The following is a 13,619-nucleotide window of genomic DNA, read 5'->3' on the forward strand; positions in this document are numbered from 1 at the left end:
CCCGAACCGCCAGCACCCCGAACGAATTCGACGGAGATTTTGCCTGTATCGGCCCCGGACAGCCGGAAAACCGGCCATTTCCCGAAATTCTCCGTCGAATTCGTTCAACGCCGGATGCGATCGGGTGGCGTGACCCGATCCGCTGCCGAGGGTGCTGCCGAGGGTGGTAGCCTGCACTTATGTTTTTCGGTGAGCTGCTTCTTCGCTGCCGCGTCGAGTCCTAATCTGAGGCCTCCCTCGTCGCGGAGTTCGTCGTTGGCTACCCACCATTCGCGAGGAGATCCCAGATCATGAAAAACAATCAGACCGCATCCCAGATGCCGATTCACAAGTACCGCCCGTATCAGGAGCAGTTCACGATCGAGCTGCCCGACCGTACCTGGCCGGACAAGCACATCACCGCGGCCCCGCGCTGGTGCGCCGTCGACCTGCGGGATGGCAACCAGGCGCTGATCGATCCGATGAGTCCCGAGCGCAAGCGCATCATGTTCGACATGCTCGTTCGGATGGGCTACAAGGAGATCGAGGTCGGCTTCCCGTCGGCCAGCCAGACCGACTTCGACTTCGTGCGCAGCCTGATCGACGGAAATGCCATTCCAGACGACGTGACCATCCAGGTGCTCACCCAGGCGCGTGAGCACCTGATCCGGCGCACCTACGAGTCGATCGCGGGCGCCAGGCAGGCCATCGTCCACCTCTACAACTCCACCAGCGTGCTGCAGCGCAAGGTCGTGTTCCGCGAAGACAAGCAGGGCATCATCGACATCGCGTTGGCCGGCGCGCGTCTCTGCCGCGCCGCCGAGGCATCCGTCCCCGGCACCACGGTCTACTACGAGTACTCCCCGGAGAGCTACACCGGTACCGAGCTGGGATTCGCCGTCGACGTCTGCAACCAGGTGCTGGAGGTCCTCGAGCCCACGCCGGAGCGCAAGGTCATCATCAACCTGCCCGCGACCGTCGAGATGGCCACACCCAACGTCTACGCCGACTCCATCGAGTGGATGTCCCGCCACCTCGCCCACCGCGAGAACGTGCTCATCTCCCTGCACCCGCACAACGACCGCGGCACAGCCATCGCGGCCGCGGAACTGGGCTACCTGGCCGGGGCCGACCGCATCGAAGGCTGTCTGTTCGGCAACGGGGAGCGCACGGGCAACGTCGACCTGGTGGCGTTGGGCGTCAACCTGTTCACCCAGGGCATCGACCCGCAGATCGACTTCAGCAACATCGACGAGGTCAAGCGCACCGCGGAGTACTGCAACCAGCTGCCTGTGCCCGAGCGCAGCCCCTGGGCCGGCGACCTGGTCTTCACCGCGTTCAGCGGCTCGCACCAGGACGCCATCAAGAAGGGCTTCGAGGCCATGGCAGTGGATGCCGCCACGCAGGACTGCGGCGTCGACGACCTGCTCTGGGCGGTCCCGTACCTGCCGATCGACCCGAAGGACCTCGGACGCAGCTACGAAGCCGTGATCCGGGTCAACTCCCAGTCCGGCAAGGGCGGCGTGGCCTACCTGCTCAAGACCGACCACGCCCTGGACCTGCCGCGCAAGCTGCAGATCGAATTCTCCGGCGTCGTGCAGTCCAAGACCGACCAGGAGGGCGGCGAGGTCACCAGTGAGCAGATCTGGGAGATCTTCAACGACGAGTACCTGCCGGCCAGCCACACCACGCCCGACGCGAAGTGGGGTCGGTTCGAGCTGCACGCCACGCGCACCTCGAGCGACCTCTCCGGTTCGGTCGAACTGTCCGTTGACCTGCGCGACGACACGACCGTGTCCAGCGCGGTCGGCGCGGGCAACGGCCCGATCGCGGCGTTCCTCGGCGTGATGGCCGAACGCGGCATCGCCATCACCCTCTACGACTTCGTCGAGCACGCCATGTCGGCCGGCGGCGACGCCCTCGCCGCGGCCTACGTCGAACTCGACGTCAACGGCACGCGGTTCTGGGGCGTCGGCATCGACGCGGACATCTCGACCGCCTCGCTCAAGTCGGTGGTGTCGGCGGTCAACCGCGGCATCCGCGCCGAGGCTGGCGAGCGGTCTCTGGCGGACGCGACCGCCTGACCCCGGGTAGCCTCAGCCGGCACGTGAACTCAGTCGGCGCGTGAGCAAAAAATCGCCAGCCCGGCCGAGTGCCTTCCCCGGGGGAGGCGCTCGGCCGGAGCGATGGTTCTCGGCTGCGTGCTGTCAGTCCGGCTCTAGACCCGCGCCGTGTCCTTCGTCTTCGCCCGGTGCGTCGGAGTGACGTGAGTCGGGTCGGCAGTCGCCCTGGCCGGTCGTGCCTTGGGCGCAGGGGTCAGCACCATCGTGCAGTCGTCGATCGCGCCGGCGAACAGGTCGTAGAGCTGGCCGTCCGGGTCGGGAACGCACGCTTCCGCGATGCCCTGCACGGACACCCGGATGATGGTCTCCGCCGTGCGGTCCGTGAACTTGCTCCGAGACCAGGACCCCATCGAGGCGATGAATTCTCGCGCCCACCGTTCGGTCGCCGGTGCCGCGTCAAACGAATTGCGGATGCGCAGGGCGACGTCGTCGGGAATGGTGCCGTTGGCCTCGGTCAGGTACCGTTCGCAGTTGAGGATCCCCACGGCGAGGGCCCGTTGGTGGTCTGCACTCGTGACCGGGAGGGCGGATGTGGCCGCCCGCAGAGCGATCAGCAGGCGCACCCGTGGGTTGTCCCCGCGCAAACCGATCACCGACGGGATCAGCGGGACCAGCCGGGCCCGGGCGGTGTCCGACGTGCAGTCGTTCACCATCCGAGCGACGGAGGCGAGTAACGGATGAGTGCAGGCAGGGTGGTCACTCCAGGCCACTCCGGCGAGATAGGAGGCGAACTCCATGAAACAGGCGCCGGAACGCGGGTTTCTGTGCTTGCCTCGGGACAGGACCGGCATCAAATCCGGCATCGAATCGGGCACGTTGCCCTTCATCATGTTCATGAGGTTCCTCCAAACGACGTGAGATCTTCTTACCAGTCTGACCCGGGACGCAATGAAAGGCGAGAGCGGAATCCGTCGTTTGTGGACCAGTTTCGGGCCCAGTCGGGGCCTCAGGCCCCGCGGTTCCTGCGCCGCCGGAAGGCGACGATATTGTCGCGCCGCCACCGGGGCCAACTGCCGATCGCGCGCTGCTGCGGCAGGCTCCAGCCGTACCGCGCGGCGAGGATCCGGATGAGCGTCGTCACCACGACGCAGGCGATCCCGGCGATGGTGACGGGCACCTGCAGCATGAAGAGCACCACGAGCAGGCCGCTGCCGACCCCGGCCGCGACGGCGTAGAACGAGCCGACGTGCATCACGGCGATCGGCACGTTCAGCATCATGTCCCGCAGGGCCGACCCACCCACCGCCGTGACGACCCCGACGAACAGGGCCGGGACCTCCGGCAGGCCGACGGCGAGTGCCTTGCTCGTGCCGAGGGCGCCGAACAGCCCGATGGTCACGGCGTCGAGGGCGATGATGAACGGGCCGAGCCGGTTGAACAGGCTCTGCAGCAGCATGCCGAGCAGAGCCGCCCCCGCGCACACCGGCAGGTACCAGTTACTCTGCAGCGCGGCCGGCACGCCGCCCAGCAGGATATCGCGGAGCAAACCGCCGCCGAGCCCCACGGTGACGCCGATCAGCGCGATGCCGAGCAGGTCGAAGCGGCGGTCGGTGAAGCGGCCGGCGAACATGGCGCCCTGCACGGCTCCGATGGCCACGGCCGTGAGGTCGAGCCAGAGCGGGATGAAGAATGAGGTGGAGGGCACCCCTAATGAAACCACTGAAACGGTGGGTATCGGCGCGCTTGACGACCCCGCGCTCCCGCCAGGTGGGAGAATTCAAGGGTGCCTGTCTACCGTGATGATGTCGTCGTGCTGCGCACCCAGAAACTGGGCGAAGCCGACCGCATCGTCACCATGCTCACGCGCCAGCACGGGAAGGTGCGCGCGGTCGCCAAGGGTGTGCGCCGCACCGCGTCGAAATTCGGGGCCCGGCTCGAACCGTTCATGGTCGCCGACGTGCAGCTTTGGGAGGGGCGGAGCCTCGACGTCATCACGCAGGCGGAGTCCATCGCTTCTTACGGAGCCCTGATCACGGCCGACTACCCGAGCTACACGGCGGCCAGCGCCATGGTCGAAACCGCCGACAAACTCACCGAGGCGGAGGGTTCGCTGCAGCAATACCTGCTGCTCGTGGGTGCCCTCCGGTCGCTCTCCCGCCGTGAGCACGGCGCCGGCCTCACCCTCGACTCCTATCTGCTCCGAGCACTGTCGATGGCCGGCTGGGCACCCAGTTTCCAGGACTGCGCACGGTGCGGAGCCCGGGGAGCCCACTCCGCGATGGTTGTGCAGGCTGGCGGGATCGTCTGCGACGATTGCGCAGCCCCTGGTTCGCCGAGGCTCGATCCGGCCACCATCACCCTGCTCGGCTCCCTCCTGACCGGCGACTGGGAGCACACCAAATCCACCCCGCCCCAGACCAGAGCCCAGGCCACCGGGGTTGTCGCCGCCTACACGCAGTGGCACCTCGGACGCGGCCTTCGATCGTTGGAACACGTGAGTCGATGACCCCTGCGCCCTTCCTCAATCCCTTCGGCCAGAAGCCCCTGACCCACAAGGATGCGGTGCCGTTCAAACCCTCGGACTGGACGGGCCTGTACCCGCCCGCCCTGCCGAAGCAGGCCGTTCCCGAGCACGTGGCGGTTGTGATGGACGGCAACGGCCGGTGGGCGAACGCGCGCGGGCTGCCTCGGGTGGAAGGCCACAAGGCGGGGGAGGCCGCGCTTCTCGACGTCGTCGCCGGGGCCATCCAGATCGGCGTCAAACACCTGAGCGTCTACGCGTTCTCCACCGAGAACTGGAAGCGGTCACCCGACGAGGTTCGCTTCCTGATGGGATTCAACCGGGACGTTCTGCACCGCCGGCGCGATCAGCTCAACGAATGGGGGGTGCGCGTGCGGTGGGCCGGACGCAAGCCCCGGCTGTGGGCATCCGTCATCAAGGAACTGCAGTTCGCCGAACGGCTGACCACCGGAAACGACGTGCTCACCCTCACCATGTGCGTGAACTATGGCGGGCGCACCGAGATCGCGGATGCCGTGCGCGCCTTGGCTGAGGACGTGGCCGCAGGCAGGTTGAAGCCCGCCGGGATCACCGAGAAGTCGATCCAGCGGTACCTGTACACCGCGGACCTCCCCGACGTGGACTTGTTCGTGCGCAGTTCGGGGGAGCAGCGCACCAGCAACTTTCTGCTCTGGCAGAGCGCCTACGCGGAGATGGTGTTTTTGGACACCCTCTGGCCGGACTTCGGCCGTGGGGACCTGTGGCGGGCGATCGAGCTCTACGCGGCCCGTAACCGCCGCTACGGCGGCGCCGTGGACGCGCCGACCGTCTAGGCCGGGAATACAACGTGGGGCTCCATCGGTTGACCTCACAGTGAGTGAAGCCATCAAAGTAGACATCTGGTCCGACGTTCAGTGCCCCTGGTGCTACATCGGAAAGCGCAAGTTCGAGGCCGGGGCGGCCCTGTTCGACGGGAACGTCGAGGTTGAATATCACAGCTTTGAACTCGCCCCGGATACCCCGGTCGACTTCGATGGCAGCCCCGTCGACTACCTCAGTCAGCGTAAGGGCCTGCCGGTCGCCGAGGTCGAGCAGATGCTCGAGCGCGTCACCGGCATTGCCGAGAGCGTCGGGCTGCACTACGACTACGACTCCGTGCATCAGACCAACACTGTCATCTCGCACGAGCTGCTGCACTACGCGAAGGCGCACGGCCGCCAGCTCGACATGAAAGAACGACTGCTCAAGGCCTACTTCGTCGACGGCCGCCACGTCGGCCGGATCGCCGACCTCGCAGACCTCGCCGCCGAAATCGGCCTGGACCGTGACGACGTCATCCGCGCCCTGACCGCCCACGACTTCCTCTCGGATGTCAAGGCCGACGTCGCTCAGGCCAACGCCTACGGCATCCAGGGGGTGCCCTTCTTTGTCATCGACGGCAAATACGGGATCTCCGGCGCCCAGGACCCCGACACCTTCGCCCAGGCCCTCCGCCAGGCGCACACCGAAAAATCCGAGGACAAGAACAAATGAGCGACGCACCCGACACCACCACCCCGGTCGCCCCCGCCGAGGCCGCGTCCGTTCCCACGATCGAACTTCTCGGCCAAGCCGCGGCCGGCGGATGCTGCGGCGGCGGCTCCTGTGGCGTCTAGCCGGGTCGTCAGGTAGGCGTCCCGGCGTGGGGGAGAATTGAACGGATGACTTCCGTAACCCAGACCAGCCCGGCGAACCTCACGATCGGCCCGCTCACGCTTGACGTGCCCGTCGTTCTCGCGCCCATGGCAGGGATTACCAACACGGCGTTCCGTCGTCTGTGCCGTGAATACGGCGCAGGCCTCTATGTCAGCGAGATGATAACCTCCCGTGCGCTGGTCGAACGCACGCCGGAGTCGATGCGACTGATCAACCATCACGAGAGCGAAAAGACCCGCTCAATCCAGCTGTACGGCGTGGACCCGAAGACCGTTGCCGAGGCGGTCACCCTGCTTGTGGCCGAGGACCGGGCCGACCACATCGACCTCAACTTCGGCTGCCCGGTTCCCAAGGTCACCCGCAAGGGCGGCGGCGCCGCCCTGCCCTGGAAGCTCGGGCTCTTCCGTCAGATCGTCGAGGGTGCCGTCACCGCGGCCGGTGACGTGCCGGTTACCGTCAAGATGCGCAAGGGCATCGACTCCGACCATCTGACCTATCTGGAGGCCGGCAAGGCGGCGGAGGGCGCCGGTGTCGCGGCCATCGCCCTGCATGCCCGCACGGCCGCCGAGTACTACTCCGGCCAGGCCGATTGGTCCGCCATCGCGACCCTCAAGAAAACCGTCACGAGCGTGCCCGTGCTCGGCAACGGCGACATCTGGTCCGCCGAGGACGCCCTGCGCATGGTCGCGGAGACCGGCTGTGACGGCGTCGTCGTCGGGCGCGGCTGCCTGGGCCGCCCCTGGCTGTTTGGTGACCTCGCCGCGGCCTTCCGCGGCGGCGAGTCCGGCGCGGCGGCTGCCAGGATCCAGCCCAACCTGGGCCAGGTCGCCGACGCCTTCCGCCGCCACGCGGTGCTCTTGACCGAGTTCTTCGAGAGCGAGGAGCGAGCCTGCCGGGACATCCGCAAGCATGTGGCCTGGTATTTCAAGGGCTACCCGGTCGGCGGCGACCTGCGGGCGAGCCTGGCCTCGGTCGTCTCGCTCGCGCAGCTCGACGATCTGCTGGGCACCCTCGACGGCGATCAGGACTACCCCGGCGAGGGCGCTGAGGGGCCCCGGGGTCGGGCCGGCAGCCCGAAGAAAACCTCACTTCCTGAACACTGGCTCGACTCCCAGGAGCTGGTGTCGGCGGAGCGCGCCAATCTGACCGAAGGTGAAGGGGACACAAGCGGTGGCTAATGAGACCGGATACAGCAGGCACGACGAGGAACGCTGGCTGCCTGAGGAGCACGGCTCCAGGCGCAGCGATTTCGCTCGCGACCGGGCCCGGCTTTTGCACTCGAGCGCTCTGCGCCGGTTGGCCGCGAAGACCCAGGTGTTGAGCCCGGCCGCCGGTCTCGATTTCGCGCGCAACCGACTCACCCATTCTCTCGAGGTCGCCCAGGTCGGGCGCGAACTCGCTCTGCGGCTGGGCCTCGACCCGGACATCGTCGACACCGCCTGCCTGGCGCACGACATCGGCCATCCGCCCTTCGGCCACAACGGCGAGAAGGCCCTCAACACCTGGTCTGCAGACATCGGCGGCTTCGAGGGCAACGCGCAGACGCTCCGCCTGCTCACCCGACTCGAACCCAAGGTCTTCGGCCGCCACGGCCGCAGCTATGGGCTCAATCTCACCCGGGCGAGCCTCGACGCGAGCTGCAAATACCCCTGGCCGGCCGACTCGTCGGTTGCCGATCCGAGCGGCCGCGCCAAGTACGGCTTCTACCCGGACGACAGGGAGGCCTTCGAGTGGATGCGCACCGGCGCCGCGGAGCGCCGGCGCTGCATCGAGGCGCAGGTGATGGACCTCTCCGACGACATCGCGTATTCCGTGCACGACTTCGAGGACGCCGTCTTCAACGGCTACATCGACGTCGGCCAGCTCGGCAGCCGGACCAACCACGAGTCGCTTCTGGCCACGATGACCGAGTGGACCGGCGATGGTCTCTCCGAGGAGGACCTGGCCGACGCCTTCGACCGGCTGGACTCGCTCAACGCCTGGCTTGAGACCTGGTCGGGCAGCCGCCGCGAGCAAGGCCTGCTGAAGAACCTGACCAGCCAGCTGATCGGCCGCTTCAGCGGTGCCGCCGTGCGCGCCACCCGCGACGCCAACCCGGGGGGCGACCTGATTCGGTTCGGCGCCCACGTGGTCGTGCCGCGGGAGGTCGAGGCGGAGATCGCCGTGCTCAAGGGCATCGTGGCGACCTTCGTGATGACGCGACAGACCCGCAAGCCCATCTACGTGGAGCAGAGGCAGGTGCTCACCCTGCTGGCGCGCACGCTGCACGCGACGGGGGACGAACACCTCGACGCGGGATACCGGGAGGACTGGCACGCAGCCGCCGACGCCGCAGCCCGCAAACGCGTCGTCGTCGACCAGGTCGCCAGCCTTACCGACCAGTCCGCGCTGGCCTGGTACGAACGCCTGGTAAAGCACTGACCCGCGCGAACAACAGCACGGACAGCACGGGCAGCACCGCACAGAACGACGACACCACACCGAACACCGACACGGGCAGGACTAACATTCAACTATGGCAGGCCTGATTCGACAAAACGACATCGAAGAGGTCAAGGCCCGAACCAACATCGCCGACATCGTCGGCGACTACGTGAGTCTCAAGTCCGCCGGCGTGGGATCGATGAAGGGACTGTGCCCCTTTCACGACGAGCGCAGCCCAAGCTTCCACGTGCGCCCACAGGTCGGTTTCTACCACTGCTTCGGTTGCGGCGAGAGCGGCGACGTCTACTCCTTTCTGCAGAAGATGGACCACGTCAGTTTCAGTGAGGCCGTCGAACGGCTCGCCGGCCGGGTCGGTATCGAGTTGCACTACGAGGGCGGCGCCGGCGAGGCTCCCGACCACACCAATCGGGCCCGCCTGTACGCCGCCAACCAGGCCGCGGCCGACTTCTTCGTGGAACGCCTCGGCAGCCCCGGCGCCCTGGTCGGGCGTACTTTCCTCGGTGAACGCGGCTTCGACTCCCTCGCGGCCGCCCGGTTTGGGGTCGGCTTCGCCCCGAAAAGCTGGGACGAGCTCACCAACCACCTGCGCGCCAGGGGGTTCTCCACCGAGGAACTCACGCTGTCCGGTCTCGTTTCCAGCGGCGACCGCGGCGTGTACGACCGGTTCCGCGGCCGCCTGGTCTGGCCGATCCGGGACATCACCGGGCAGACCATCGGCTTCGGGGCGCGTCGGCTCCTCGAAGACGACAAGGGACCCAAATATCTGAATACCCCCGAAACGCCGATCTACCACAAGTCTCAGGTGCTCTACGGGCTTGACCTCGCCAAACGCGACATCTCCCGAGGCCACCAGGTCGTCGTCGTGGAGGGCTACACCGACGTCATGGCCTGCCACCTTGCCGGGGTGACGACCGCGGTCGCCACCTGCGGCACATCCTTCGGGGTCGACCACATCAAGGTGCTGCGTCGCGTGCTCGGCGACGACAGCGGGGTCGGCGAGGTCGTGTTCACGTTCGATCCGGATGCCGCCGGCCAGAAGGCCGCCGTGCGCGCATTCAGCGAGGAGCAGCGTTTCTCCGCCCAGACGTACGTGGCCGTCGCGCCCGAGGGACTGGACCCCTGCGACCTGCGACTGCAGCGCGGCGATGACGCCGTGCGCCGGCTGATCGACTCGAAAAAGCCCATGTTCGAATTCATGATCCGGCAGTTGCTCGGCCAATACAACCTCGACACGGTGGAGGGTCGCGTCGCCGCGCTTCGCGCCGCGGCGCCGATCGTCGGCGACATCCGTGACCCGACCCTGCGACCCGGTTACACGCACGAGCTGGCGCGCATGCTCGGCATGGAGCTCGGCGAGGTCGGCAAGGCCGTCTCCGCCGCCCTGTCGCGCTCCCGGAGCACCGGTACGGCCACTCCGGGAGCTCGGTCGGGGGAGAACGAGCCGGCGCCCCGGGAGCAGCCGTTCTCCATGATCGACCTGGCGACCGACCCCGTCACCCGGCTGGAACGCGACGGCCTGATGGCCATGCTGCAGCGCCCTACCGTCGTCGGGGTGGATCTGATCCAGCGCGCCGCGGCGACGAACTTCGTGAACACCTCCCTGGCGGTGGTGCGCGACGCCATCGCGGCCACCGCGCCCCACCACGACGCCGTCGACTGGCTCGACCGCATCGTCGCCGAGGTTCCGGCCACGCTGGAAAACCTGGTCAAGGAGTTGGCGATGGCTTCCCTGCCCGAACGGTCCGAACGCGAAATCGGCCGCTACGTGCGCGACATCACCGTGGCCCTGATCGACCGGGACCTGCTTCGCCAGAAGGCCGAACTCCTCGGTCGGCTCCAGCGCGCGGATGCGACCAATCGCGACGTCTATGTGGCACTCCAGCGGGAGCTGGTGCGAGTCGAGTCCGAGCGCCGCAACCTCCGGGAGGAGTAGACCGGGCTCGTCTCGCCCGGCTCCTCCTTGGTTGCAGCTCGATAAAGATGCATCGTATTGCGCTGGGACACCGCGCATTCTGTGCTACTTCTTTTCCTACAGCAATGCTGGCCGCGCACGATTCCTGCGCCCGGCATCGGTTTTCTAGAGGAAGAGGCTCACGGCTATGGCATTCTCATCCACTTCACGCGCGAGAGGGCTCAGCGCCGCCGCGGTTGTCGCGGTCGCCGCGTTGACCCTGGCGGGCTGCTCCGCCGGCGGAACCGACGACGAGACCAGCTCGGGTGGCGAAGCCATCACGATCGGCACGACCGACAAGATCACGTCGCTCGACCCGGCCGGTTCCTACGACAACGGCTCGTTCGCGGTTCAGAACCAGGTCTTCCCATTCTTGATGAACACGCCCTACGGCAGTCCGGACGTCGAGCCCGACATCGCCACGGCCGCCGCGTTCACCAGCCCCAACGAGTACACGGTCACCCTCAAGCCCGGTCTGAAGTGGGCCAACGGCAACGAGCTCACCTCCTCCGACGTCAAGTTCACCTTCGACCGCCAGCTAGCGATCGCGGACGACAACGGCCCCTCCTCGCTGCTCTATAACCTGGACAGCGTCGCGGCCCCCGATGACACCACGGTTGTCTTCACCCTCAAGCAGGCGGACGACCAGATCTTCCCGCAGATCCTGTCCAGCCCGGCCGGCCCCATCGTCGACGAGGACACCTTCTCGGCCACGAAACTCACGCCGGACCAGGACATCGTCGACGCCAACGCGTTCGCCGGCCAGTACGTCATCACCAGCTACGACTTCAACAACCTGCTCGGCTACAAGGCCAACCCGGACTACGAGGGTCTCCTGGGCGCGGCCAAGACCGACGTCGTCAACGTGAAGTACTACGCCGACGCCTCCAATCTGAAGCTCGAAGTGCAGCAGGGTGATATCGACGTGGCGTTCCGTAGCCTGTCGGCCACCGACATCGAGGACCTGCGCGGCAACGACAAGGTCAAGGTCGTCGACGGACCCGGCGGCGAACTCCGCTACATCGTCTTCAACTTCGACACCCAGCCGTTCGGCGCCAAGACCGCCGAGGCCGACCCGGCCAAGGCCCTTGCCGTGCGCCAGGCCGTGGCCGACCTGGTCGACCGCGACGAAATCGCCGAGCAGGTCTACAAGGGCACGTACACCCCGGTGTACTCCTACGTTCCCGCCGGACTGACCGGTGCCACCGAGTCCCTCAAGGGCCTCTACGGCGACGGTGAGGGTGCCCCCGACGTCGACAAGGCCGCGGCAACCCTCAAGGCCGCCGGCGTGACCGGTCCGGTAAAGCTCAACCTCCAGTACAGTAACGACCACTACGGCCCGTCGTCCGGCGACGAGTACGCCCTGGTCAAGGACCAGCTGGAAGCCTCGGGCCTCTTCACCGTCAACCTGCAGACCACCGAGTGGGTTCAGTACTCGAAGGACCGCACGACGGATGTGTACCCCATCTACCAGCTCGGTTGGTTCCCGGACTACTCCGACGCCGACAACTACCTGACCCCGTTCTTTCTCGAAGGCGGCTTCCTCAAGAACCACTACAGCGACACGGTGGTCGACGCCCTGATCCTGAAGCAGGCCGTCACCGCCGATCCCGCCGAGCGCACCAAGCTGATCGAGGAGATCCAGGACAAGGTCGCCGCGCAGCTGTCGACCGTGCCGCTGCTCCAGGGCGCCCAGGTTGCCGTCACCGGCCCCGATGTGACCGGAACCAGCGACACGCTCGACGCGTCGTTCAAGTTCCGTTACGCGGCACTGGTCAAAGGTTAGTTCGTCAACCGGTTAGAGTTTCTCTAATTTGAATCCCGGGGGCATCCAGCCGCTTGCGCGCTGGGTGCCCCCGTCACGTTCTAATCGCACAGTCCTATCGTTAGGCAGGAATGACCACTGTGACCACGCGCCCCCCGTCGCCCCGCGCGACGGGACGCAAGAAACGTCCCGCAACTGACGGCGGGATCGGCCGGTACATCCTGATCCGCTTTCTGCTGATCTTTCCCACCATCTTCATCCTTGTGTCCATGGTCTTCTGGCTGATGCGCACGACCGGTGACCCGATCACGGCCGCTCTCGGCGGGCGTCTCGGGCCCGAGCAGCTGGCCGAGCGCATCCAGGCCGCCGGCTACGACCGGCCCATCTTCGTGCAGTACATCGAGTACCTGGGCCAGGTGTTCACCGGCAACTTCGGCACGACCATCAGCACCAACCGTCCCGTCTCCGAGATTCTGGTCACCTATGGGCTGGCCACGTTCGAGCTCGTCTTCTACGCCCTCGTCGTCGCGTTCATCGTCGGGATTCCCCTGGGCATGGTCGCCGCCTATTGGCGGGACAAATCCGCGGACGCCTTCCTCCGGGTTTTCGCGATCCTCTGCTACGCCACGCCGGTGTTCTTCTCCGGGCTGTTGTTTAAACTCGTCTTCGCCGTCTACCTCGACGTGCTTCCCGTCTCCGGGCGGGCCTCGACCGGTTCCGAGCTGCAGATGCAGCTGTTGCCGAACCAGACCGGCCTGTACACGATCGACGCCATCCTGACCGGGGACCCGACCGTGCTCGGGGACGTTCTCGAGCATGCCGTGCTCCCCGCGCTGACGCTCGGGCTGCTCACTGCGGGGGTCTTCCTCCGCCTCGTGCGCACCAACGTGATCGGAACCCTCGGCACCGATTACGTCGACGCCGCTCGCTCGCGTGGGGTGAGCGAGTTCCGCCTGGTGCGGAAGCACGCCTACCGGCCGGCCCTGATCCCGATCATCACCGTGATCGGCCTCCAGATCGCCCTGCTGCTCGGCGGCGCCGTGCTGACCGAGACCACCTTCGAATGGAAGGGCCTGGGCTTCATGCTCTCCGAGTTCCTCAAGGCCCGGGACTTCGTGGCCGTGCAGGGGATCGTCGCCCTGCTCGCCGTGATCGTCGCCCTCTCCAACTTTGTCGTCGATATCATCGCCGCACTGATCGACCCGAGAGTGAGGTACTGAG

12 protein-coding genes are annotated in these 13,619 nt (G+C 66.8%); 10 read left to right on the top strand and 2 right to left on the bottom strand.

Features of this window, described 5'->3' with window-relative positions; all coding sequences use genetic code 11:
• The first annotated feature begins 290 nt into the window (after positions 1-290).
• Positions 291-2,063, top strand: coding sequence for a 2-isopropylmalate synthase (gene leuA, locus CXY82_RS03400; RefSeq protein WP_104169685.1), 1,773 nt, complete (start codon positions 291-293; stop codon positions 2,061-2,063).
• A 134-nt stretch (positions 2,064-2,197) separates the two neighbouring features.
• Here leuA and CXY82_RS03405 read toward each other — a convergent pair whose 3' ends face one another.
• Positions 2,198-2,938: a hypothetical protein gene (locus tag CXY82_RS03405; protein ID WP_199180871.1), complete on the bottom strand. Its 741-nt coding sequence runs from the start codon at positions 2,936-2,938 to the stop codon at positions 2,198-2,200.
• Between the two features lie 110 nt (positions 2,939-3,048).
• A complete protein-coding gene (locus CXY82_RS03410) occupies positions 3,049-3,747 on the bottom strand; it encodes a trimeric intracellular cation channel family protein (protein ID WP_233194007.1) in 699 nt (232 codons plus the stop codon).
• A gap of 78 nt (positions 3,748-3,825) precedes the next feature.
• Here CXY82_RS03410 and recO point away from each other — a divergent pair, with 78 nt between their 5' ends.
• From recO to CXY82_RS03450, 9 genes are all read left to right on the top strand, one after another.
• Positions 3,826-4,548, top strand: a complete 723-nt coding sequence (recO, locus tag CXY82_RS03415) for a DNA repair protein RecO (protein WP_104099989.1) — start codon at positions 3,826-3,828, stop codon at positions 4,546-4,548.
• The gene (locus CXY82_RS03420) at positions 4,545-5,375 is read left to right on the top strand and encodes an isoprenyl transferase (RefSeq protein ID WP_104169686.1); all 831 of its coding nucleotides are present in this window, start codon (positions 4,545-4,547) and stop codon (positions 5,373-5,375) included. Before recO ends, CXY82_RS03420 begins: the two co-directional genes overlap by 4 nt.
• Before the next feature lie 40 nt (positions 5,376-5,415).
• Positions 5,416-6,075 (top strand): DsbA family protein, encoded by a 660-nt coding sequence (locus CXY82_RS03425; protein WP_104169687.1) that lies wholly within the window; start codon positions 5,416-5,418, stop codon positions 6,073-6,075.
• Positions 6,072-6,197 carry a hypothetical protein gene (locus CXY82_RS18250; protein ID WP_255408566.1) on the top strand — a complete coding sequence of 42 codons (126 nt, stop codon included), beginning with the start codon at positions 6,072-6,074 and terminating at the stop codon, positions 6,195-6,197. The genes CXY82_RS03425 and CXY82_RS18250 overlap by 4 nt, the downstream gene beginning before the upstream one ends.
• A gap of 45 nt (positions 6,198-6,242) precedes the next feature.
• Positions 6,243-7,415: a tRNA dihydrouridine synthase DusB gene (gene dusB / locus CXY82_RS03430; RefSeq protein WP_104169688.1), complete on the top strand. Its 1,173-nt coding sequence runs from the start codon at positions 6,243-6,245 to the stop codon at positions 7,413-7,415.
• Entirely contained in the window at positions 7,408-8,658 is a 1,251-nt protein-coding gene (locus CXY82_RS03435) for a deoxyguanosinetriphosphate triphosphohydrolase (protein WP_174843654.1), read from the top strand. The genes dusB and CXY82_RS03435 overlap by 8 nt, the downstream gene beginning before the upstream one ends.
• 94 nt (positions 8,659-8,752) lie before the next feature.
• Positions 8,753-10,615 (top strand): DNA primase, encoded by a 1,863-nt coding sequence (gene dnaG / locus CXY82_RS03440; RefSeq protein ID WP_104169690.1) that lies wholly within the window; start codon positions 8,753-8,755, stop codon positions 10,613-10,615.
• A gap of 166 nt (positions 10,616-10,781) precedes the next feature.
• Positions 10,782-12,419: an ABC transporter substrate-binding protein gene (locus CXY82_RS03445; RefSeq protein WP_104169691.1), complete on the top strand. Its 1,638-nt coding sequence runs from the start codon at positions 10,782-10,784 to the stop codon at positions 12,417-12,419.
• Between the two features lie 110 nt (positions 12,420-12,529).
• Positions 12,530-13,618, top strand: coding sequence for an ABC transporter permease (locus CXY82_RS03450; protein ID WP_104099982.1), 1,089 nt, complete (start codon positions 12,530-12,532; stop codon positions 13,616-13,618).
• Position 13,619 lies beyond the last annotated feature (1 nt).

This window comes from Cryobacterium sp. M23, assembly GCF_002929655.1.
Classification (GTDB): domain Bacteria; phylum Actinomycetota; class Actinomycetes; order Actinomycetales; family Microbacteriaceae; genus Cryobacterium; species Cryobacterium sandaracinum.

Bases quoted from the DNA above. Each gene is read 5' to 3' on its own strand.
- dusB (WP_104169688.1), top strand. From the start codon at position 6,243: ATGACTTCCGTAACCCAGACCAGCCCGGCGAACCTCACGATCGGCCCG.
- CXY82_RS03445 (WP_104169691.1), top strand. From the start codon at position 10,782: ATGGCATTCTCATCCACTTCACGCGCGAGAGGGCTCAGCGCCGCCGCG.
- CXY82_RS03405 (WP_199180871.1), bottom strand. From the start codon at position 2,938: ATGAACATGATGAAGGGCAACGTGCCCGATTCGATGCCGGATTTGATG.
- dnaG (WP_104169690.1), top strand. From the start codon at position 8,753: ATGGCAGGCCTGATTCGACAAAACGACATCGAAGAGGTCAAGGCCCGA.
- leuA (WP_104169685.1), top strand. From the start codon at position 291: ATGAAAAACAATCAGACCGCATCCCAGATGCCGATTCACAAGTACCGC.
- CXY82_RS18250 (WP_255408566.1), top strand. From the start codon at position 6,072: ATGAGCGACGCACCCGACACCACCACCCCGGTCGCCCCCGCCGAGGCC.
- CXY82_RS03420 (WP_104169686.1), top strand. From the start codon at position 4,545: ATGACCCCTGCGCCCTTCCTCAATCCCTTCGGCCAGAAGCCCCTGACC.
- CXY82_RS03450 (WP_104099982.1), top strand. From the start codon at position 12,530: ATGACCACTGTGACCACGCGCCCCCCGTCGCCCCGCGCGACGGGACGC.